Origin of the sequence: Brevundimonas sp. LM2 (assembly GCF_002002865.1) — a bacterium.
Classification (GTDB): domain Bacteria; phylum Pseudomonadota; class Alphaproteobacteria; order Caulobacterales; family Caulobacteraceae; genus Brevundimonas.
In genome coordinates this window covers 1,877,416-1,897,500 of record NZ_CP019508.1, presented here as the reverse complement: position 1 = coordinate 1,897,500, position 20,085 = coordinate 1,877,416, and the positions used below count along the sequence as shown (strand labels likewise).

The 20,085-nt window shown below is 69.2% G+C and carries 29 protein-coding genes; 19 read left to right on the top strand and 10 right to left on the bottom strand.

Translation table 11 applies throughout. The features are described from left to right. Positions 1–5: 5 nt before the first annotated feature. Both mmsB and BZG35_RS09355 read right to left on the bottom strand, forming a co-directional pair. Positions 6–914, bottom strand: a complete 909-nt coding sequence (mmsB, locus tag BZG35_RS09360; RefSeq protein WP_077355409.1) for a 3-hydroxyisobutyrate dehydrogenase — start codon at positions 912–914, stop codon at positions 6–8. A gap of 64 nt (positions 915–978) precedes the next feature. Continuing rightward, positions 979–1,743: a class I SAM-dependent methyltransferase gene (locus BZG35_RS09355; RefSeq protein WP_077355408.1), complete on the bottom strand. Its 765-nt coding sequence runs from the start codon at positions 1,741–1,743 to the stop codon at positions 979–981. A gap of 111 nt (positions 1,744–1,854) precedes the next feature. On the opposite strand from BZG35_RS09355, the gene BZG35_RS09350 reads away from it, so the two are divergent. Continuing rightward, a complete protein-coding gene (locus BZG35_RS09350) occupies positions 1,855–2,163 on the top strand; it encodes an EthD family reductase (RefSeq protein WP_077357997.1) in 309 nt (102 codons plus the stop codon). Here the strand turns inward: BZG35_RS09350 and BZG35_RS17950 are convergent. The 5 genes from BZG35_RS17950 to BZG35_RS09325 all read right to left on the bottom strand — a co-directional run bounded on the left by BZG35_RS17950 (position 2,160) and on the right by BZG35_RS09325 (position 5,946). Continuing rightward, on the bottom strand, positions 2,160–2,936 hold the full coding sequence (locus BZG35_RS17950; RefSeq protein WP_077355407.1) for a class I SAM-dependent methyltransferase: 777 nt from the start codon (positions 2,934–2,936) through the stop codon (positions 2,160–2,162). The genes BZG35_RS09350 and BZG35_RS17950 overlap by 4 nt on opposite strands. Before the next feature lie 63 nt (positions 2,937–2,999). Continuing rightward, positions 3,000–4,043 (bottom strand): enoyl-CoA hydratase/isomerase family protein, encoded by a 1,044-nt coding sequence (locus BZG35_RS09340; RefSeq protein ID WP_077355406.1) that lies wholly within the window; start codon positions 4,041–4,043, stop codon positions 3,000–3,002. Positions 4,044–4,052: 9 nt separating this feature from the next. After that, on the bottom strand, positions 4,053–4,466 hold the full coding sequence (locus BZG35_RS09335) for a type II toxin-antitoxin system VapC family toxin (protein ID WP_077355405.1): 414 nt from the start codon (positions 4,464–4,466) through the stop codon (positions 4,053–4,055). Further along, positions 4,447–4,725 carry a type II toxin-antitoxin system Phd/YefM family antitoxin gene (locus BZG35_RS09330; protein WP_077355404.1) on the bottom strand — a complete coding sequence of 93 codons (279 nt, stop codon included), beginning with the start codon at positions 4,723–4,725 and terminating at the stop codon, positions 4,447–4,449. Before BZG35_RS09330 ends, BZG35_RS09335 begins: the two co-directional genes overlap by 20 nt. Before the next feature lie 81 nt (positions 4,726–4,806). After that, positions 4,807–5,946 (bottom strand): acyl-CoA dehydrogenase family protein, encoded by a 1,140-nt coding sequence (locus tag BZG35_RS09325; protein WP_077355403.1) that lies wholly within the window; start codon positions 5,944–5,946, stop codon positions 4,807–4,809. Positions 5,947–6,076: 130 nt separating this feature from the next. Between BZG35_RS09325 and hemB the strand changes: the two genes are divergently transcribed. The 4 genes from hemB to BZG35_RS09305 all read left to right on the top strand — a co-directional run bounded on the left by hemB (position 6,077) and on the right by BZG35_RS09305 (position 8,268). Beyond that, entirely contained in the window at positions 6,077–7,081 is a 1,005-nt protein-coding gene (gene hemB, locus BZG35_RS09320) for a porphobilinogen synthase (RefSeq protein WP_077355402.1), read from the top strand. After that, positions 7,081–7,323 carry a DUF4160 domain-containing protein gene (locus BZG35_RS18385; RefSeq protein ID WP_371454777.1) on the top strand — a complete coding sequence of 81 codons (243 nt, stop codon included), beginning with the start codon at positions 7,081–7,083 and terminating at the stop codon, positions 7,321–7,323. Before hemB ends, BZG35_RS18385 begins: the two co-directional genes overlap by 1 nt. Further along, entirely contained in the window at positions 7,301–7,570 is a 270-nt protein-coding gene (locus BZG35_RS09310; RefSeq protein WP_077355401.1) for a DUF2442 domain-containing protein, read from the top strand. Before BZG35_RS18385 ends, BZG35_RS09310 begins: the two co-directional genes overlap by 23 nt. An 86-nt stretch (positions 7,571–7,656) precedes the next feature. After that, positions 7,657–8,268 carry a peptidylprolyl isomerase gene (locus tag BZG35_RS09305; protein WP_077355400.1) on the top strand — a complete coding sequence of 204 codons (612 nt, stop codon included), beginning with the start codon at positions 7,657–7,659 and terminating at the stop codon, positions 8,266–8,268. Here the strand turns inward: BZG35_RS09305 and BZG35_RS09300 are convergent. Both BZG35_RS09300 and BZG35_RS09295 read right to left on the bottom strand, forming a co-directional pair. Continuing rightward, positions 8,265–9,122 (bottom strand): NAD(P)-dependent oxidoreductase, encoded by an 858-nt coding sequence (locus BZG35_RS09300; RefSeq protein WP_077355399.1) that lies wholly within the window; start codon positions 9,120–9,122, stop codon positions 8,265–8,267. The two genes, BZG35_RS09305 and BZG35_RS09300, sit on opposite strands and share 4 nt — an antisense overlap. Then, positions 9,119–9,625 carry a flavin reductase family protein gene (locus BZG35_RS09295; protein ID WP_077355398.1) on the bottom strand — a complete coding sequence of 169 codons (507 nt, stop codon included), beginning with the start codon at positions 9,623–9,625 and terminating at the stop codon, positions 9,119–9,121. The genes BZG35_RS09300 and BZG35_RS09295 overlap by 4 nt, the downstream gene beginning before the upstream one ends. Positions 9,626–9,721: 96 nt before the next feature. Here BZG35_RS09295 and BZG35_RS09290 point away from each other — a divergent pair, with 96 nt between their 5' ends. The 14 genes from BZG35_RS09290 to BZG35_RS09230 all read left to right on the top strand — a co-directional run bounded on the left by BZG35_RS09290 (position 9,722) and on the right by BZG35_RS09230 (position 19,347). Then, the gene (locus BZG35_RS09290) at positions 9,722–10,060 is read left to right on the top strand and encodes an MmcQ/YjbR family DNA-binding protein (protein WP_077355397.1); all 339 of its coding nucleotides are present in this window, start codon (positions 9,722–9,724) and stop codon (positions 10,058–10,060) included. Then, a complete protein-coding gene (locus BZG35_RS09285) occupies positions 10,057–10,461 on the top strand; it encodes a hypothetical protein (RefSeq protein ID WP_077355396.1) in 405 nt (134 codons plus the stop codon). Before BZG35_RS09290 ends, BZG35_RS09285 begins: the two co-directional genes overlap by 4 nt. A 90-nt stretch (positions 10,462–10,551) precedes the next feature. Continuing rightward, positions 10,552–11,385 carry an aldo/keto reductase gene (locus BZG35_RS09280; protein WP_077355395.1) on the top strand — a complete coding sequence of 278 codons (834 nt, stop codon included), beginning with the start codon at positions 10,552–10,554 and terminating at the stop codon, positions 11,383–11,385. A gap of 40 nt (positions 11,386–11,425) precedes the next feature. Continuing rightward, positions 11,426–11,674 (top strand): helix-turn-helix domain-containing protein, encoded by a 249-nt coding sequence (locus tag BZG35_RS09275; protein WP_077355394.1) that lies wholly within the window; start codon positions 11,426–11,428, stop codon positions 11,672–11,674. Between the two features lie 9 nt (positions 11,675–11,683). Next, positions 11,684–12,352 carry a Pr6Pr family membrane protein gene (locus BZG35_RS09270; protein WP_150125995.1) on the top strand — a complete coding sequence of 223 codons (669 nt, stop codon included), beginning with the start codon at positions 11,684–11,686 and terminating at the stop codon, positions 12,350–12,352. A gap of 8 nt (positions 12,353–12,360) precedes the next feature. Continuing rightward, positions 12,361–13,887 carry a UbiD family decarboxylase gene (locus tag BZG35_RS09265; RefSeq protein WP_077355392.1) on the top strand — a complete coding sequence of 509 codons (1,527 nt, stop codon included), beginning with the start codon at positions 12,361–12,363 and terminating at the stop codon, positions 13,885–13,887. Between the two features lie 48 nt (positions 13,888–13,935). After that, positions 13,936–14,082 (top strand): hypothetical protein, encoded by a 147-nt coding sequence (locus tag BZG35_RS17945; RefSeq protein ID WP_171981925.1) that lies wholly within the window; start codon positions 13,936–13,938, stop codon positions 14,080–14,082. Positions 14,083–14,144: 62 nt separating this feature from the next. Then, positions 14,145–15,968, top strand: a complete 1,824-nt coding sequence (locus BZG35_RS09260; RefSeq protein ID WP_077355391.1) for a M14 family metallopeptidase — start codon at positions 14,145–14,147, stop codon at positions 15,966–15,968. A 2-nt stretch (positions 15,969–15,970) separates the two neighbouring features. Continuing rightward, the gene (locus tag BZG35_RS09255) at positions 15,971–16,378 is read left to right on the top strand and encodes an MAPEG family protein (RefSeq protein ID WP_077355390.1); all 408 of its coding nucleotides are present in this window, start codon (positions 15,971–15,973) and stop codon (positions 16,376–16,378) included. Between the two features lie 54 nt (positions 16,379–16,432). Further along, the gene (locus BZG35_RS09250; protein WP_077355389.1) at positions 16,433–17,779 is read left to right on the top strand and encodes a TldD/PmbA family protein; all 1,347 of its coding nucleotides are present in this window, start codon (positions 16,433–16,435) and stop codon (positions 17,777–17,779) included. Beyond that, entirely contained in the window at positions 17,776–18,570 is a 795-nt protein-coding gene (locus tag BZG35_RS09245) for a 3'(2'),5'-bisphosphate nucleotidase CysQ (protein ID WP_077355388.1), read from the top strand. Before BZG35_RS09250 ends, BZG35_RS09245 begins: the two co-directional genes overlap by 4 nt. Positions 18,571–18,600: 30 nt before the next feature. Further along, positions 18,601–18,855 carry a DUF4170 domain-containing protein gene (locus tag BZG35_RS09240; RefSeq protein ID WP_077355387.1) on the top strand — a complete coding sequence of 85 codons (255 nt, stop codon included), beginning with the start codon at positions 18,601–18,603 and terminating at the stop codon, positions 18,853–18,855. Positions 18,856–18,904: 49 nt separating this feature from the next. Then, on the top strand, positions 18,905–19,135 hold the full coding sequence (locus BZG35_RS09235; protein ID WP_077355386.1) for a hypothetical protein: 231 nt from the start codon (positions 18,905–18,907) through the stop codon (positions 19,133–19,135). Then, positions 19,132–19,347: a hypothetical protein gene (locus tag BZG35_RS09230; RefSeq protein ID WP_077355385.1), complete on the top strand. Its 216-nt coding sequence runs from the start codon at positions 19,132–19,134 to the stop codon at positions 19,345–19,347. Before BZG35_RS09235 ends, BZG35_RS09230 begins: the two co-directional genes overlap by 4 nt. Positions 19,348–19,350: 3 nt before the next feature. On the opposite strand, the gene BZG35_RS09225 is transcribed toward BZG35_RS09230, so the two are convergent. Beyond that, positions 19,351–20,016: a beta-lactamase hydrolase domain-containing protein gene (locus BZG35_RS09225; RefSeq protein ID WP_077355384.1), complete on the bottom strand. Its 666-nt coding sequence runs from the start codon at positions 20,014–20,016 to the stop codon at positions 19,351–19,353. Between the last annotated feature and the right edge of the window lie 69 nt (positions 20,017–20,085).

The window sequence follows — 20,085 nt, the reverse complement described above, 5'->3', positions numbered from 1 at the left end:
TCGCATCAAGTCTTCGGCAGATCATCGAGCTTGCCGCGCAGCATCTGCAGGATCCCGGAGAAGTCCCGAGCGCCATAGCCCAGCCGATCGAACAGTTGGAACAGGGCCTCGGACTGGGCCCCCAGCGGCGTCGAAGCCCCGGCCTTGGCCGCCGCGTCCTGGGCCAGCTTCAGGTCCTTCAGCATCATGGCCGTCGCGAACCCACCCTCGTAGTTGCGGTTCGACGGCGCGGTCGGAACGGGGCCGGGCCAGGGATAGTAGGTCGTCACCGACCAGCTCTGGCCCGACGACTTGGCGACGATGTCGAACATCTTCACCGGGTCCAGCCCTAGCTTCTCCGCCAGGGCGATCGCCTCGCAGGTCCCCAGCATGGTGATTCCCAGGATCATGTTGTTGCAGATCTTGGCCGCCTGCCCGGCCCCGTGGTCGCCGGCGCGGAAGGTGGCGCGGCTCATGGGTTCCAGCGCCCCCTCAATGCTCGGGAAGTCCGCGTCGTCGCAGCCGACCATGAAGGCCAGGGTCCCCGCCTCCGCCGCCATGGTGCCGCCCGAAACCGGGGCGTCGGCGAAGGCATAGCCCCCCTCGCGCGCCAGCCCGGCCACGGCGCGGGCCGTGTCCACATCGATGGTCGAACAGTCCAGCAGCAGGGCCGAGGACGGGGCCACGCCGATGATCTGCTCGGAATAGACCTTCAGCACATGCGGACCGGCGGGCAGCATGGTGATGACGACCTCGGCGTCGCGCACCGCCTCGGCGACCGAGGCCACCGGCGTGCAGCCCGCCGCCCCGGCCCGCTCCAGCGCCCCGGCAGACAGGTCGAAGGCCGCCACCGCGTGGCCGGCCTTCGCCTGGTTGGCGGCCATAGCGCCGCCCATGTTTCCCAGCCCGATGAAGGCGACCTTGGTGGCGGCCATGACGTCTCTCCCGAAAGCGATTTTTCTTTCGGGTTAGACCCTCGCCCCGGCCCCCGCCAGACCGTCAGGCCGGTTTTCTGAACCGCAGCATGAACTGGTCGGTCTGGCCCCGGATCGCGGGATCGAGCACGTTGGCGGTGTGGGGATCGGCCGGATTGGCCAGGATGGCGCTCTCCGCCTCCAGCACGAAGCCCGCCGCCTCGACCTCGCGCTTGACGTCGGCCACGTCGATTCGGTGCAGGCTGTCTGCCGCCTCCAGCCCGGCCCCCGGCAGGGCCGCGTGGTCGACGATGACATAGAGGCCGCCCGGCTTCAGCGCCGCGAACACCGCCGCATTGACCTTGGACGCCGTATCGGTCGCGAAGGGCTTGAGGTGCAGGTCGTGATAGTTCTGGGCGGTGAAGACCAGGTCCAGGCCCTGCGGGAACGCCGGCGCGCCGATCGGCGAGCGGAGGCCCTCGACGGTGTCCATGGCGTCCGCCGCCGCGATCGCCTCGCCGTAGCTGGCCTGGAAGCCGATGAACTCGGCCGGCTGCCAGGCGACCACCCGGCCCGTTTCGCCCACGGCGCTGGCGAACACCCGGGTGAAATAGCCGCCGCCGATGATCATGTCGCCGACGGTCTGGCCGGGCTCCACCTCGGCGAAGGCCAGGACCTCGGCGGTCTTGCGGGCGGCGTCGCGGGCCCGATCCGTCTCGGGCCGGTCGGGGTCGGTCAGGACGGCGGCATAGGCGGCCGCGTCCTGCGGCGGGGGGGCCATGGCCCCGGTCGAGATCAGAAGGGCGGCCGAGACGGCCCCGGTCAGCAGAAAGGCGAGCGATCGACGCATCGAAACCTCCTTGAACGCCGGGATGGCGCGACCATCTTTTAGCTTGGCCGGACGTGCCTGTCAGGATGACAGGCACACGAAGCCGCGATCAGCTCTGTGAAGGAGGCCCTCTTGGCCCAACTCGTCGTCACCTACGGGACCCCGACCGACCCCGCCGCCTTCGACGCCCACTACCGCGACGTCCACGTGCCGTTGGCGCGCGAGATCCAGGGTCTGCGCCGGTTCGAGCTCAGCGACGGGCCGGTCAACACGCCCGAAGGCCCGTCCGGCGTCCACAGCATCGCCATCCTCACCTTCGACAGCCTGGCCGATCTCCACGCCGCCCTGGCCAGCCCCGAGGGTCAGGCCGCCGCCGCCGACGTGGGGAATTTCGCCACCGGCGGAGCCTCGATGCAGATGTACGAGACGCGCGAGGCCTAGTTTGGCTTTCTAAAGCGATAGACGAACTGGTCGGACCGGCCCCGGATCGCCTCGTCGAACACCGACAGGCTGTGGTCGTCCTCGGGGTTGCGGACGACCCTGGTCTCGCCGTCGAAGACGAACCCGGCCGCCTCGACCTGGGCGCGCAGGGCCGAGCCCTCGATCCGGTGCAGCGTGCCGACGACCGCGGTGCCCGCGCCCGGGGCCGCCTGGTGGTCCAGGATCACATAGATGCCGCCCGGCTTCAGGGCCGCGAACACCGCCGCGTTCATCTTCGCCACGTCGACGCCGAAGCGCGGGATGACGAAGTCGTGGTATTCCTGGCCCATGAAGACCACGTCCAGCGGCTCGGGAAAGGTTAGGTCCTCCAGGGCACCGGTGACCCGCGTCACGTTCGGATAGTCCGTCGCCAGGGTGTCGGCGAAGGCGTTCTCGCGCGCCGCCGTTTGGTTCGGCACGACCGCATAGACCCGGCCCTCCGGCCCCACGGCGCGGGCGAACAGGCGGCTGAAATAGCCCTCCTCCGGCCGCACGTCGGCGATCCGCTCGCCGCCCTGGATCTCGGCGAAGGCCAGCATCTCGGCGGGTTTGCGCAGCGGATCGCGCTCGACCTCCGAGGCCGGTCGAAGCGGGTCGGCGATGGCCAGGGCGTAGTCCTGCACGACCGCCGAGGCGCGTTCGTCAGGATCGGTGACGGCGACCTGGCTAGCGCAGCCCGAGGCCACCCCCAACAGGACCAGGGCGGAGACGGCGAACAGGGTCGATTTCAGCATCGGAGGATCCTCGAACAGCGGTGGCCTACTTACGCGCGACGCCGCGGCGGGATGCAAGCCGGATCAGGCGAGCGGCGTCCAGTCCTCGCCGTCCGGGAGAGGCGCGAACAGGGCCTCGACCGCCGCGTCGTCGACCGTGTCCAGGGTGGCCGGGGACCAGCGCGGGGCATTGTCCTTGTCGACGATCACGGCCCGGACCCCCTCCTGAAAGTCGTGACCGCCGATGATCCGCCCGCCCAGCCGGTATTCCATCGCCAGGGCCTCGGCGAAGTCGCTCATCGCCCGGCCCAGACGCATCTGCCGCAGGGTGACCTTCAGAGAGGTCGGCGACTTGGTCTTCAGGACCGCCTGCTGCGCCAGGGCCCAGTCCGACCCGTCGGCCGCAAGGGCGGCGACGATGGCCTCGACTGTGTCATGGGCGAACAGCCGGTCGATGGCCTCGCGGTGGGGCTCCAGCGGCGCGGGTCCTGCGTCTGTGGCGTGACCCGCCACGGCCTCGGGGCCGTCCGACAGCAGAGCCGCCTTGAGCGCCTCGACTTCCGCCGATGAGACGAAATGCGAATGGATGCCCAGAGCCACCGTATCCGCCGCCTTCAGCCGCGCCCCGGTCAGCGCCAGCCACGTTCCGCTCTCACCCGGCAGGCGCGGCAGGAACCAGCTGCCGCCGACATCGGGGAACAGGCCGATCCCCGTCTCCGGCATCGCATAGGTCGTCCGCTCGGTCGCGATCCGCACCTTGGCCGGTTCGGAGATCCCGACTCCGCCCCCCATAACGATCCCGTCCACGATCGCCGTAACCGGCTTGGGCCAGGTGAACAGCAGATGGTTCAGCCGGTACTCAGTCTGAAAGAAGGCCCGTGCCTCGGCCCCATCGGTGGCTCCGCTCTCGGCGATCATGCGGATGTCGCCCCCGGCGCAGAACCCGCGCTCGCCCGCGTGGTCGATCAGCACCGACCGGACCGCGTCGTCATCGCGCCAGTCCAGAAGCGCCGCCGTCATGAGCTCGCACATTCCCAGGTTCAGTGCGTGCAGGGCCTTGGGCCGGTTCAGGGTGATGCGGCCGACGCCGTTTTCGACGCGGGTCATGACTTCAGGTTCGGAACTCATGGCGCTCGCTTAGTCGCGAAGATCGAACACGTCCACGCCGGCGGCGTGCGCGCGCTCCAACAGCTGCCCGTCACGCGAAGCCAGGGCTGCACCACGCTCCAGACATAGGAAAAGATAGGCCGCGTCGAAAAGGCTCAAGCCCTCCCTCGCCGCGAAGTCCACCAGCCCCAGAACTGACTCGCTATTCCGCGGAGCCGTGACATGGATATCCAGGGCATCGAGATCCTGAAGATAGTTTGCCGCGGCTTGCGCGTTACGCCTCGCGTTGCGGGCCAGCAGATTGCCGATTTCCCACGCGAAGATGTCCGGGGCGATCAGCCGGCGCGGCTGATCATCGACAAGAAAACGGTCCGCCGCCGACGTTCGCTGCATCGGCAAGAGCCAGCTCGCGGCGGCCGATGCGTCAATTGTGACGATCTTCATTTCGCGCGATCCGCTTCAAGACATCCCAGCTCAGCGGTTCCCAGTCGGAGAGTACAGGTCGGGCGTCACGCCTTGCCAGGATGTCCCGAACGACCTCGGCGCGATCACGTGAGGCTGTCTTGGGCGATCGGTCGATGGGTACGATCTTCGCGGCGGCTCGGCCATGGCGCGTCAGAACCACGGCTTCTCCGGTGCGTTCGACATCGGCGACCAGTCCGGACAGCCCCGTCTTGGCCTCCAGGATACCCACTTCGCGCATTTCGAACTCCTGACCATTATGGTCAGAATAGCAGCTTTTGTGATGTCGATCCAGCGGCCGACCCTCGGCCAGCGGGATCCTTCACTGCCGCATCATCTCCCGCGCGGTGATGACGCGCATGATCTCGTTCGTGCCCTCCAGGATCCGGTGCACCCGCAGATCCCGCACGATCCGCTCCAGCGGATAGTCCTTCAGATAGCCGTAGCCGCCGTGCAGTTGCAGCGCCTCGTCGGCGATGTCGAAACAGGCGTCGGTCGCCATCCGCTTGGCCATGGCGCACCATTTGGTGGCCTCGGGATGGCGGGTGTCCAGCGCCCAGGCCCCGCGCAGGACCATGAGCCGGGCCGCCTCCAAGGCGGTCGCCATGTCGGCCAGTTTGAACTGGGTGTTCTGGAACTCGGCCAGGGCCTTGCCGAACTGTTTGCGGCTGGCGACGTAGGCCTGGGCGGTCTCCAGCGCCAGCCGCGCGCCGCCGATCGAACAGGCCGCGATGTTCAGCCGCCCGCCGTCCAGCCCCATCATCGCATACCGAAACCCGTCGCCCTCCATGCCCAGCAGGTTCGCGGCCGGCACGCGGCAGTCGTCGAACTGGACGATGGCGGTGGGCTGGCTGTTCCAGCCCATCTTCTTCTCCTGCGCCCCGAAGCTGAGGCCCGGCGTGTCCTTCTCGACCACAAAGGCCGAAATCCCCTTGGGGCCAGCCTCGCCGGTTCGCGCCATGACGACATAGACGTCCGACGTCCCCGCCCCCGAGATGAAGGCCTTGGAGCCGTTCAGCACCCAGGCGTCGCCGTCGCGCGTCGCCGAGGTCCTCATGGCCGCCGCGTCCGACCCCGAGCCGGGCTCGGTCAGGCAGTAGGAGGCGATCAGTTCCATCGTCGCCAGGCGCGGCACGTATCGCGCGCGCAGGTCGTCGGACCCGAACCGGTCGATCATCCAGGTCGCCATGTTGTGGATCGAGATGAAGGCCGCCGTCGACACGTCGCCGCGCGACAGCTCCTCGAAGATCACCGCCGCCTCGACGCGCCCCAAGGCCATGCCGCCGTGCTCTTCGCCGGTGTAGATGGCGGCGAAGCCCGTCTCGGCGGCCCGGCGCATGACGTCGACCGGGAAGTGCTTGGTCTCGTCCCACTCGGCGCTGTGCGGGGCCAGTTCCACGTCCGCGAAGGCGCGGGCCGCGTCCTGGATGGCACGCTGGTCGTCGGTGAGGGCGAAATCCATGGGGGCTCCCGTTATGGCTTTTTCCGAGGTTCTAGCGGCGGGTCACCCCGGCGTCATCCAAAGCCTGCGGTCGGCGTCGCCGCATGCGCGGACGGATGACGCAAGCGAGGCGGTGCGATAAGCACCCTGCATGACCCTGCCCTTCTCCCCCGCCCCCTATCCTCTCGCCCGCCCGCGCCGGCTGCGCAGCCAGCCGTGGATCCGCCGCCTGGTGGCCGAGACCACCCTGACGCCGTCCGACCTGGTCTGGCCGCTGATCGTCCATGACGGGGCGGATGATCGCGTGCCGGTCGCCTCCATGCCCGGCGTCTTCCGCCTGTCGCCCAGGGCCGCCGCCGCCGCCGCCGTCGAGGCGCGCGACCTGGGCATCCCGATGGTGGCCCTGTTTCCGAACGTGGACGGCGCGATTAAGGACGCGATCGGCACCGGGGCGACCGACCCGGACGGCCTGATCCCCGACTGTATCCGCGCCATCAAGGACGCCGCGCCCGAGATCGGCGTCATGACCGACGTGGCGCTGGACTGCTACACCGACCACGGCCACGACGGGGTCATGGAGGACGGGCGGATCGTCAACGACGCCAGCCTGGAACGCCTGGCCGAACAGGCCTTCATCCACGCCCACGCCGGGGCAGACGTGGTGGCCCCCTCCGACATGATGGACGGCCGGGTCCAGGCCATCCGCGAGGCGCTGGAGGCCAACGGCTTCCACGACACCCTGATCCTGTCCTACGCCGCCAAATTCGCCTCGGCCTTCTATGGCCCCTACCGCGACGCGGTCGGCTCGGCGAAACAGCTGACCGGCGACAAGAAGACCTATCAGATGGACTACGCCAACTCCAACGAGGCCCTGAAAGAGGTGGCCATGGACATCGCCGAGGGGGCCGACATGGTCATGGTCAAGCCCGGCATGCCCTATCTCGACATCGTCCAGCGCGTGTCCGAGACCTTCAAACTGCCGACCTTCGCCTACCAGGTCAGCGGCGAATACGCGATGATGCAGGCCTCGATCGCCAACGGCTGGCTGGACCAGGACCGCGCCATCCTGGAGACCCTGCACGGGTTCAAGCGCGCCGGCTGCGCCGGAGTGCTCAGCTATTTCGCGCCCCAGGCGGCGAGGCTGCTGGGGGACTGATGATGCCGACGTTGCTGAGGAGTGGGCCTTATCGCCTCTATTTCTACAGCAGCGAGCCGAACGAGCCGCCCCATGTGCATATCGACAGGGATGATCGGTCGGCCAAGGTATGGCTGCACGACGTCTCCGTCGCTTCCAACATCGGATTTTCGGCCCGGGAGTTGAACGTGATACAAAGCTTGGTGCGGGAGCATCGGGCGATGCTCCGGAAAGGTTGGCATGACTTCTTTGGCACACAGTGAAACCGCCGACGCCCGCGTCAAGTCGGTGTCGATCGATCATGAGCGACTGGTTGTCGAACTGCGCGACGGGCGCGCCATCGCCGCGCCGATCGTCTGGTACCCGCGCCTCAGCAAGGCCACGCCGGAACAGCGGGCCAACTGGGAGATCTCCGGGGCGGGATACGGCATCCACTGGCCGGACGTGGATGAAGACCTGAGCACCGAGGGTCTGCTGCGAGGGGCACCGGCTCCGGGCTGGAACCGCTGAGACACTGAGACACCGGGTGGGAGCGGGATGCCTGAGGACCGACCAGTCGCTTGTGTCCCCCCAGCGACCGCCCTAGCCTGCTGTCCATGCTGAGACGCACCCTCCTCGCCCTCGCCGCTGTCCTCCTCTGGCCCGTCCTCGCGGCGGCCCAGGACACGCCCGCTGCCCCCCTGCCCCGCGTCCTGCTGGAGACCTCCGCCGGCCGCATTGTCATCGAGGTCGAGACCGAAAAGGCCCCGATCACCGCCGCCAACTTCCTGCGCTATGTGGACGAGCATAGGCTGGACGGCACGACCTTATACCGCGCCATGCAGGCCGGACCCGGCCAGGGCCTGGTCCAGGGCGGCGTCAACAACGACCCCGACCGCGTCCTGCCCCCGATCGCCCACGAGCCCACGACGGTCACCGGCCTCAGCCATGTCGACGGCGCGGTTTCCATGGCTCGCTACGCGCCGGGCACGGCCACGGGCGACTTCTTCGTCTCGGTTGGGCCGACCCCGTCCTATGACGCCGGCCGCCCCTTTTCGGTCGATGCCGACGGCTTTGCCGTGTTCGGCCGGGTGGTGGAAGGCATGGACATCGTGCGGGACATCCTGACCGCTCCCACCTCTCCGACCGAAGGCGACGGATTCATGCGGGGCCAGATGCTGGACCCGAAGATCGTGATCACGACGGCCTTGAGAGTGGCTGCCCCCTAGGGCCCCTGCAGCCGCGCGGCCAGGCTGGAGGTGTCCCAGCGGTTTCCGCCCAAGGCCTGAACCTCGGCATAGAACTGGTCGACCAGGGCCGTCAGGGCCAGACGCGCCCCGTTGTCGCGCGCCTCGTCCAGCACCAGCCCCAGGTCCTTGCGCATCCAGTCGACGGCGAAGCCGAATTCGAACTGGCCCGCCGCCGCCGTCTTCCAGCGGTTGTCCATCTGCCAGGACTGGGCCGCGCCCTTGGAGATGGCGTCATACGCCGCGTCGGTATCCAGCCCCGCCATCTGGGCGAAATGGACCGCCTCGGCCAGGCCCTGGACCACGCCGGCGATGGCGATCTGGTTGACCATCTTGGTCAGCTGGCCGGACCCCGGGGGCCCCATGTGCTGGATCGCCTTGGCATAGGCCATGACCGCCGGCCGCGCCGTGTCCAGCGCCGCCGCCTCGCCGCCCGCCATGACGCTCAGCTGGCCGTTCTCGGCCCCCGCCTGTCCGCCCGACACCGGGGCATCGACGAAGGCCAGGTCGTGGGCAACGCACAGCGCCGCCATCTCGCGCGCGATCCGGGCCGAGGTGGTCGTGTGGTCGACCACGACCGCGCCCTTCGGCAGGGCCTCGACCGCCTCGGTCACGACCTGACGAACGTCGTCGTCCTTGCCGACGCACAGGATCAGCAGGTCCGCCCCCTCGCAGGCTTCGGCCACCGTCGCGGCGAACACGCCGCCGTTCGCCTCGGCCCAGGCCCGGGCCTTGTCAGGCGACCGGTTATAGCCCGCGACCCGATGACCCGCCGCCGCCAGATGCCGCGCCATCGGCCCGCCCATGACGCCCAGGCCCGCGAAGCCGATCTTCATTGGTCTCCCGCCCGACCGTACTGGCCGCGGAAATAGGTCAGGGTCGGTCCGTCCACGGCCTCGAAGCCCTCGACCTCGCCGACGATGATCATGTGATCGCCCATCTGGACCCGGTCGTAGGTGCGGCAGTCGAACCGCGCCACCGCGCCGGACAGCCGGGGCGCCGCGCTCTCGACGCGCTCGTACTCGCCGTCGGACAGCTGACCGACCCCCTTGGCGAACCGGTTCGACAGGGCCTGCGACCCCGCGTCCAGCACATGGATGGCGAACCGGTCGGCGGCCGAGAACGGCGCCCAGCGCTCGGACTTCTCGTCCAGGCACCACAGCACCAGCCGAGGCGTCAGCGAGACGGAGGTGAAGGAGTTGATCGTGATCCCCAGAGGCCCGGCCGGGGTGTCGGCGGTGACCACGCAGACGCCCGTCGCGAACGCCCCCAGGGCCCGCCGGTACGCGGCGGCGTCCGTCGGCCGGACCGGTTCATCGGGAAGGGGTTCTAGGCTCACCGCCCGGACCTAGGCGAGCCCGGCGCGCGAGGCAACCGGCGGTCTCCGACCTCCGGGTACTTTTCGTCGCAGGCCGCGGCGTGCCAGTCTGTCGCCATGACCCCGTCCGAGCTCCACGCCCTGGCCCTGAGCTTCCCGGAGACCGCGGAGGGCACCTCCCACGGCATGCCGTCCTTCAAGGCCAGCGGAAAGTTCTTCGTCCGCCTGCGGCCCGAGGACGACAGCCTGGTCGTCTATGTCGACAGCCTGGATCACCGCGACCTGCTGATGGAGGCCGAGCCCGAGACCTTCCATATCATCGACCACTACCGCGGCTATCCGATCGTCCTGGCCCGACTGGCCACCGTCGATCCGGTCTGGCTGAGGAAGACGCTGGAGGCGCGCTGGCTGACGCTGGTGCCGAAGCGGGTGTCCAAGACCTATGTGCCGCTATGACCCAGAGCGTGGCCGGCAGCTGGACGGGCATCTATTTCTACCCGGACGACCACCCCGACAATCCGGACGACCTGTATCCGCCGACCGCCTTCGTGGCCGAGCTGATCGATCGGGCGGGAGTGATCACCGGCTGGGTTGGCGAGCCGGATACGCTCGGCGGGGGTCCCGACCGGAGGGCCGAGCTCGCAGGCATGCGGACCGGCGACGCGGTGGCCTTCACCAAGACGCCCGCCGATGGCGCGAATCAGATCGAGTATGCGGGGACGCTGATCGACGAAGGCCGGCGCATTGAGGGTCTGTGGCACATTGCGGGGAACTGGTCCGGTCGGTTCCGGATGGATCGATCCGGTCCGCTCCGGCCGGCCGAAACCCTCCGCGTCGGCGAGACGTTGAAGATCTGATCCGCCGGCGAATGGATCGCACCGGCCTGGGTGGCATACCCGGCGATGGCCACCATATGCTTTGCCCCGCCTGTAGGAGCTTCCGAACCGATGTCCGATCAACTCTCCCTGACCGTCGACGGCCTGACCATTCCGCAACTGGGCTTCGGCACCTGGCAGCTGGAGCCCGAGGATGCCCGCCGCATGGTCGCCGAGGCGCTGCGGATCGGATACCGCCACATCGACACCGCCTGGATCTACAAGAACGAGGCCGCCGTCGGCGACGGCATCCGCGACTCGGGCGTGGCCCGCGAGGACATCTGGCTGACGACCAAGATCTGGACCGCCCATTTCGAACGCGACGCCCTGCTGCGCCAGGCCGAGGAATCGGCCGCCAGCCTCGGCTTCACTCCCGACCTGCTGCTGCTGCACTGGCCCAAGGCCAAGCCGGCCATGTCCGAGACCATCGCCGCCCTGAACGAGGCCAAGAATCAGAACCTGACGCGCTCGATCGGCGTGTCCAACTTCCCGTCCGGCCAGTTCCGCGAGGCCCAGCGCCTGTCGCCCGCGCGGCTGGTCACGAACCAGGTCGAATACCACCCCTATCTGTCGCTGAAGACCCTGCGCGACACGGCTGATGCGCTCGGCTCCTCGATCACGGCCTGGTCGCCCCTGGCCCAGGGCAAGATCGCCGACGACACCGTCATCGGCGATATCGCCCAGGCGCGCGGCCGGACCGCCGGCCAGGTCACCCTGCGCTGGCTCGTCCAGCAGGGCGTCATCGCCATCCCGCGCACGGCGCGGATCGAGCGGGCGGCTGAGAATTTCGCCATCTGGGACTTCGAACTGTCCGACGACGAGATGGCGCGCATCCACGCCTTGGCCCGCGCCGACGGTCGTCTGGGCGACTGGCTCGACAAGGACTTCCAGTGGGATCAGGATTGAGCCCAGACGCGCCGATCAAGGCGCGCGTGGAGAAACGCTCATGGGTTCCGTCCTTGGTTTTCCCGGCATCGATCCGAACGACGCGGCGGTCGGCGCCCGCTTGAAACGTTGGCGAGAGGAGCGGGGCGTCGATGTCGAGACCGTCGCCGCCGCCCTCAAGATCTCGCCGGAGGAGGAACGCCGCGCCGAGGCGGGGCGAGCCCATCTGACGACGCTGCAGCTGGCCGCCGCCACCCACCGCCTGCGCCTGCCCATGTGGGCTCTGGTCTCGGACAGCCGCGCCTATTGATGAGGTCGCATGACTGACGCCCGGATGCACGGCGCCGCCCGCGGCTGGCGGATCGCGTTCGCCCTGGTCGGCTGGGCCGCCCTGATCACCCAGTATGTCTTGACCCTGCAGGGCGGGACGCGGTCGGCGTTGGGCTCGACCGTGGTCTTCTTCAGCTATTTCACCATCCTGACCAACATCCTGGTCGCCCTGGCCCTGACCGCCCCGGCCCTGGCCCCCGACAGCCGGCTGGGGCGCTGGACCGCCAGCGAGGGCGTCCGCGCGGCCCTGGCCATGTACATCGCTGTGGTCGGCCTGATCTATCACGCCCTGCTGGCCTCGAGCTGGAACCCGCAGGGCCTGCTGGCCGTGGCCAACCAGGCCCTGCACACCGTCATGCCGATCGCCTTCGTGCTGGACTGGCTGATCTTCGTGCCCAAAGGCCGGCTACGCTGGATCGATCCGGTGAAGTGGCTGGCCTATCCCCTGCTCTACGGCGTCTTCACCGTCATCCACGGCCAGCTGATCGGCTGGTATCCCTACTGGTTCATCGACATCGGCGAGCTCGGCTGGGGGCCGGCCCTGATCAATTTTGGCCTGCTGCTGGTCTTCTTCCTGGTGCTGGGGCTGATCGTTGCGGCACTGGATCGCGGGCTGGCGGCGATGGTCAAGGGTGACAGGTCGCTCACGCCGTCCTAATCCGCCCCATGGCCTACAAATCCCTGCGCGACTTCATGGCCCAGCTGGAGGCCGCCGGCGAATTGGTTAGGGTCCGGGAGCCCGTCTCCACCGTGCTGGAGATGACCGAGATCCAGACCCGCCTGCTCCGCAACGGCGGCCCGGCGGTCCTGTTCGAGAAGCCGGTCATGCCCGACGGCTCGATCAGCCCGATCCCGGCCCTGGCCAATCTGTTCGGCACCGTCAAACGCGTCGCCATGGGCGTGACCCTGGACAAGAAGTCCCGCACCACCGCCGCCGAACTTAGGGAAGTGGGCGAGCTCCTGGCGTTTCTAAAGAACCCCACGCCGCCCAGGGGTCTGTCGGATGCCATGGACATGCTGCCCCTGGCCCAATCCGTCCTGGCCATGCGCCCCAAGGTGGTGAAGTCCGCCCCGGTGCAGGAGATCGTGCTCAAGGGCGACCAGATCGACCTTGGCAAGCTCCCCATCCAGACCTGCTGGCCCGGCGAGCCCGCCCCCCTGATCACCTGGGGTCTGGTGGTGACCAAGGGCCCGTCGGACGACCGCGAGGACGACTTCAACCTCGGCATCTACCGCATGCAGGTGCTGGGCAAGGACAAGGCCATCATGCGCTGGCTGGCCCACCGCGGCGGGGCCCAGCACTATGCCCGCCACAAGAAGAAGAAGACCGGCCCGCTGCCCTGTGCCGTCGTCCTGGGAGCCGACCCCGGCACCATCCTGGCTGCCGTCACCCCGGTGCCCGACACCCTCAGCGAATACCAGTTCGCCGGCCTGATGCGCGGGGCCAAGGCCGAGCTGGTGGCCTGCAAGACCGTGCCCCTGATGGTCCCCGCCCAGGCCGAGATCGTGCTGGAGGGCCACGTCCTACTGGACGAGCACGCGCCCGAAGGCCCTTACGGCGACCACACGGGCTACTACAACTCGGTCGAGACCTTCCCCGTCTTTCAGGTCAGCGCCATCACCATGCGCCGTGACCCCGTCTATCTGACCACCTTCACCGGCCGCCCGCCGGACGAGCCCAGCGTGCTGGGCGAGGCCCTGAACGAGGTCTTCATCCCCCTGCTGCGGGCCCAGTTCCCGGAGATCACCGACTTCTGGTTGCCGCCCGAGGGCTGTTCCTACCGCATCGCCGTGGTGTCGATGAAGAAGGCCTATCCGGGCCATGCCAAGCGGGTGATGCTGGGGGTGTGGAGCTATCTGCGCCAGTTCATGTACACGAAGTGGGTCATCGTCGTGGACGACGACATCGACGCCCGCGACTGGAAACAGGTCATGTGGGCCATGGCCACCAAGATGGACCCGGCCCGGGACATCACCCTGATCGAGAACACCCCGATCGACTATCTGGACTTCGCATCGCCCGAGAGCGGCCTCGGCTCCAAGATCGGCCTCGACGCCACCGACAAATGGCCGCCCGAGACGAAGCGCGAATGGGGCGAGGAGATCCGCATGGACGCAGGCGTCGTTGAGCGGGTGTCGGAGATGTGGGACCGCCTCGGATTGCCGGGTGACGGAACGCCGATATGGAAATAGCCTGACCGCCTGAGCCACGGTGGGGGCTGCGTCCTGCAGGGGCCGGACATGAATGGCGATCGGCCCGTCGTCGCCCGCTTCACCTGGTCCGACATCGGGCCGGCCAGCGCCCGATGGAGCCAGGCCTTCTCCTATGACGATGGCGCGACGTGGGAGACCAACTGGGTCATGGTTTTCTCCAGGGTCGAGGCATGACTCCGGATCGCCGTCGCCCGACGGACTTGCCTCCTGGGGATGGACAGCGGATGAGAAGGCCCATGCGATCCGCCCTCCTCCTCTCCGCCCTCGCGGCCCTGTGTTCGAGCCCCGCCATGTCCCAGTCCGCCCCCAATACCGCCCCCTGGGACCAGCCCTTCCTGCCGCCCGCCCTGGCATGGGACGGCGCTAGCCGCGCCCTGCTGGCGGAGGCCTCCAACCCCTGGATCACCGATTTCGAGCGCGACCCGGCGCATGACTTCAGCCCCGACTACGCCGCCACCCGCGCCTGGTTCGACCGGCTCGACGCCGCCTCCGACCTGATCCGGATCGAGCCGTTCGGCGTCTCGCCCGAGGGCCGTCCGATCTATGCCGTGATCGCCAGCCGCGACGGCGCGACCCTCGACCCGGCCAAGCCCGTCCTGCTGGCCCAGGCCGGCATCCACCCCGGCGAGATCGACGGCAAGGACGCGGGCATGATGCTGCTGCGCGACATCGCCTTCGGCTCGAAGGGGGAGCTGATCGACCAGGCCAACCTCGTACTGATCCCCATCCTGTCGGTCGACGGCCACGAGCGCGCCGGCCCCTACAGCCGGCCCAACCAGCGCGGTCCCCGAATCCAGGGCTGGCGCAACACCGGCACCAACCAGAACCTGAACCGCGACTTCCTCAAGCTGGACCAGCCCGAGATGCGGGCCCTGCGGACCTTCATCAATACGTTGAAGCCCGACCTCTATCTCGACATCCACGTCACCGACGGGATGGACTACCAGTACGACGTCACCTTCGGCTTCAACGGCGAGTTCGACAGCTACAGCCGCTCCCCGGCCTCGTCCGCCTGGCTGGACGACGTGTTCAAGCCCGCCCTCAACGACGCGCTTGAGGCGCAGGGCCATATCCCCGGTCCTCTGGTCTTCGGCATCGACGACCAGAACCCCCGCGCCGGTCTGAACGACGGCGGCCTGGGCGAGCGGTTCTCGAACGGCTGGGGCAGCGCCGCCCACGTGCCGACCGTGCTGATCGAGAACCACAGCCTGAAACCCTACGAACAACGGGTGCTGGGCACCTATGTCTTCATGGAGGCCTCGCTGCGGCTGCTGGCCGATCAGGTGGGGCCCCTGCGCGCCGCCATCACCGCCGACCAGGCCCTGCGCCCCGCCGAGATCCCCGCCAATTTCGAGGCCGACCCCGTCCCGCACCAGACGCGCGCCTTCAAGGGCGTGCTGTACGAAACCTATGACAGCCCCGCCTCCGGCCGTCAGGAGATCCGCTGGCTGGGCCGGCCGGATCCCGAGGTCTGGCAACTGCCCTACTACGGCTCGCGCCCCTCGCTCAGCCTGCGCCGCCCCGCCGCCTACTGGGTCCCCGCCTATCGGACCGAGCTGATCGAGCGGCTGCGCCTGCATGGCCTGACGATGGAAACCCTGGACGCGCCCCGGACGGTGCCCGTCGATCTGCTGCGCCTCAACGACCCGACCCTGGCCCCTCGCGCCAACGAGGGTCACGTCCAGGCCAGCGTCACCGACGTCACGCCGATGAGCCGCGACTGGACCTTCGCCCCCGGCTCCGTCCGCATCCCGACCGACCAGCCGCTGGGCGACATCGCCGTACTGCTGTTGGAGCCGCAGTCGTCCGAGAGCTTCTACGCCTGGGGCCTCTTCCCGGAGATCCTCAGCCGCGTCGAATACATCGAGGGCTACGCCATCGCGCCGCTGGCCGAGGCCATGATGGCCGCCGATCCCGAACTCAAGACCGCGTTCGAGGCGAAGCTCGTCGCCGACCCGGCCTTCGCCGCCAACGGCGACGCGAGATTGTCGTGGTTCTACGAGCGAACTCCGTTCTATGATGACCGCTACCGGCTGTATCCGGTCGCGCGCGAGAACTGACGATGGACATGACCCCGGCCCAGGCTGCCGCCCTCTGGAGCGGGCTGCTGATCCTGCTGATGGTGGTGCTGGCGATCCGGGTCGTCGGCGCGCGACGGGCCAACCGGATCGTGATCGGGGACGGGGGCAATGCGCAGCTGATTCTGGCCACCCGGGTCTTCGGCAACGCCGCCGAATACATCCCGGCCGGCATCGGGGCCCTGGCGATCCTGACCCTGCTCGGCATGCCGGCCTGGCCCCTTCACGCCGTCGGTGGCACCCTGTTTCTGGGTCGTCTGATCCATGCCGCAGGCCTCTCGGAAAAAAAGGCGACCCTCGCACGCGTCGTGGGCATGGCCCTGACCTTCACCGCCCTGATCGCGGCGGCGGGCATGCTGATCGTCCACGCCTTCGTGGGCGGTTCGCACTGAGGCGTCGCTGCCGCCCACCGTTGCGGCAGGGCCTCCGGTCCGCCATATCGGGCCATGCCTGACAGCCTGACGTCCCCCGACATCCTCCATGATCTGGTCGCCGCCGCCCTGCGCGCCGGGGCCGACGCCGCCGAGGCGGTGACCGCCGAACGCGCCTCCCTCTCCGTGGGGGTTCGCAACGGCCGGCTGGAGGACGTCGAGCGCGAGGAAAGCCGCGATCTCGGTCTGCGGGTCTTCGTCGGCCGTCGCCAGGCCTCGGTCTCGGCCTCGGACCTGTCCCCCGCCACGCGGGCCCGCCTGGTCGAACGCGCCGTGGCCATGGCCCGGCTCGCGCCCGAGGACCCCTATGCCGGCCTGATCCCCGCCGAGCGGCAGGCCCGGGGACCCTACCCCGATCTCCAGCTGGAGGACCCGTCCGAACGGTCCGCCGCCGCGCTGGAACAGGTCGCGGTGGAGGCCGAGGCGGCGGCCCTGGCCGTCCCGGGCGTCGCGCGCTCCGAGGGAGGGCATGCCTCCACAGCCTCCAGCCGCTGGCGTCTGGTCACCTCCGAAGGGTTCGACGGCGCCTATGGCGCGACCGGCTTCGGCCTCGGCGCGGGGGTCATCGCCGAGCGGGACGGGGCCATGGAGCGGGGCGGCGAGAGCCGGTCCACCCGCTGGCTGGCCGACCTGCCCGACGCCGCCAGCATCGGCGCCGAGGCCGGTCGCCGCGCCGTCGAACGCCTGTCGCCGCGCAAGATCGCCTCGACCACGGCGGCCGTGATCTTCGACCGCCGCGTGGCGGGTCAGGTCATCTCTCCGCTCCTCGGGGCCATTTCCGGCCCGTCGATCGCCCGGGGCACCTCCTTCCTCAAGGACCGGATGGGCGATCGGGTGCTGCCGCGCGGCGTCAGCCTGGTCGAGGACCCGTTTCGCGTCCGGGGTCTGGGGTCCGCGCCTTTCGACGACGAGGGTTCGCCGGTTCAGGCCCGCAACCTGGTCGATGACGGCGTCCTGACGACCTGGTTGCTGAACGGCTCGGCCGCCGCCCAGCTCGGTCTGCAGAGCACCGGCCACGCCTCGCGCGGCCTCGCCGGCCCGCCCGGCGTCTCGACCCACAACCTGCACCTGACGCCCGGCGACCTCGACCGCGACGGCCTGATGCGTCAGGCCGGCACCGGCCTGATCATCACCTCCATGTTCGGCCCGTCGCTGAACGCGAATACGGGCGACTGGTCGGCGGGCGTCTCGGGCCTGTGGTTCGAGAACGGCGAGATCGCCTGGCCGGTCAGCGAGATCACCGTGGCCGGCAAGCTGACCGACCTGTGGGCCCGGATGGTCCCCGGCGCCGACCTCGAGTTCCGCGGCAGTTTCAACAGCCCGTCGATCCTGATCGACGGCGTCGCCATCGCGGGCAAATGACCGATCTCGGCTCGGACCTGCACCTGATCCGCGCCGCCGCCCTGCGCGCCGGGGCCCTGGCCGAGGCCGAGCGCGAGCGGGGTCTGCGCATCGATCACAAGGTGGGCGGTTCGCCCGTCACCAGCGCCGATTTGGCCGTGGACGCCATGCTGAAGGCCGAACTGCTGGGCGCTCGGCCCGACTATGGCTGGCTGTCGGAAGAAACCGCCGACACCTCCGATCGCCTGACGAAGTCTCGCCTGTTCGTCGTCGATCCGATCGACGGGACCCGGGCCTTCATGAAAGGCCAGCCCTGGTGGTGCGTGCCCATCGCGGTCGTCGAGGACGGCGTCCCGATCGCGGCGGTGATCCACGTCCCGTCCCTGAACGACACCTTTGAAGCGACCCTGGGCGGCGGGGCCCGTCTGAACGGCCGGCCGATCGTCGCCTCGGACGCCGATTCGCTGGACGATGCGGCGGTCCTGGCCGACGCCCGTCTGATGGAAGGGCCCCTCTGGCCCGAGCCCTGGCCGCCGATGCGCTATGAGAAGCGCAACGCCCTGGCCTACCGCATGGCCCTGGTCGCGTCGGGGGCCTTCGACGCGGCCATCGCCCTGACGCCGAAATGGGACTGGGACGTCTGCGCCGGGGCCCTGATCGCCACCGAGGCCGGGGCCCGGGTCAGCGATCACCACGGCCGCGCCTGGCGGTTCAACCGTCCCGACCCGCGCCAGTCCAGCCTGGTCTGCTCCGCGCCGGCCCTGCACCCGTTGATCCTGCGCCGCACAGCGCCTATCCCGCTGGCGACCTGATCTTCTCGCCGTATCCGGAAAACGCCCGACATGACCCCGACCCCCAACGCCGCCGATCCCCAGCTGCTGCACCTCGTCATCGGCGGCGAGCTCCGCCATCTGGACGCCCCGGTGTTCCGGGACCTGTCCAAGGTCGAGTTCGTCGGGGCCTTTCCGAACTACGCCGAGGCCAAGGCCGCTTGGAAGGCCCGGGCCCAGGCCACGGTCGACAACGCCCACATGCGCTATTTCATCCTGCACGCGCACCGGATGATCGATCCGCGCGGCGAGCCCACGGCCGGCTGATCCGCGCCACATTCCGTCTTCAGACTGAGCCGACCGAACGGAGCCTGCCATGACCCCGACCCTGATCGTCCTCGGCCTGCTGATCTTCGGCGTCGCCATCGTCGTCTTCGCCACGCGACAGCGCGGACCGGGCGCGGCTTCGACGCCGGTGGCGCCCGAGACCGGTTGGGATGCGCCCCTGACACCGGCCGATGCCCCGGCCGTCGAGGCACTGGCCACCGGATCCGAGCCGGAAGGCAGCGCAACCGACCCTGCCCCGGCCAGGGAGGCCCGTCCATGACACTGTTCGGAACGTCCCTGGACGGGACCCAGATCGCCAGCATCGTCGCGCTTCTGGCCACCCTGGCGCTCTGGCTGATCGTGCTGGGTCGGGAACGGGGCCATGCCCGCTGGCTCAAGTGGCGGGACTCGCAGCGAAGGGCGCGGCATGAGGCCCAGCAGGAGACGCAATCCCCGCCGCAGGACCGGCCCCGCACGGGCCCGTGGGGCTGAGCCCTACTCCCGCCTGAGCAGACGCTCCGTCAGCAGCGTGCCCCACCAGGACGCGCGGAAGCGTTCCCGCATCGCCTTGGGGTCATAGGCGTCGGACTCGACCCATTCCATGAAGCCGACGCCCGTTGGTTCGACCGCGTCGATATAGGTCTCGAGGAAATGGTCCAGCACGCCGGTCAGGCCCTCACGGCTGTGCAGATAGCGTTTGGACAGCTCGCTGCGCGCGACCGAGATCGGCTCGCCCAGATGGAAATGGCGATAGAAGACCGCCATCAACCCTGCGCGGTCCGCCCCCGACTTGCAGTGGATCAGGGCGGGATACTCGATCGAGGCGAACAGGTCCCGCGCCCGGCGCACCCGGTCCTTGCCCGGCGGATCGCGCGAATCCAGCGGCGCGTCGATCAGCGTCAGCCCCAGCCGCGCGCAGGCCGCCTTCTCGAGCCAGTAATAGCCCTCGTCCCGTTCGCCGCGCAGGTTGATGACGGTCCTGATCCCGCGCCGGGCCCAGCCTTCCAGCTGACGGGGCGAGGGCTGATTCGTCCGCACCAGATCCGGTCCGATCCAGTGGGCATTGGAAAAGGCCAGACGCAGGAAGGCATGATCCTTCCAGAAATAGTCCCGTTCGGCGGCCCGGCGCCCGGTCTCGGTGCTCACATCAAATCGCGACATGGCGCAGACATAGGGGGACCGACCGCCGACGTCACCCGCGCAGGGCCAGGGCCGGCTCGACAGGCGGCG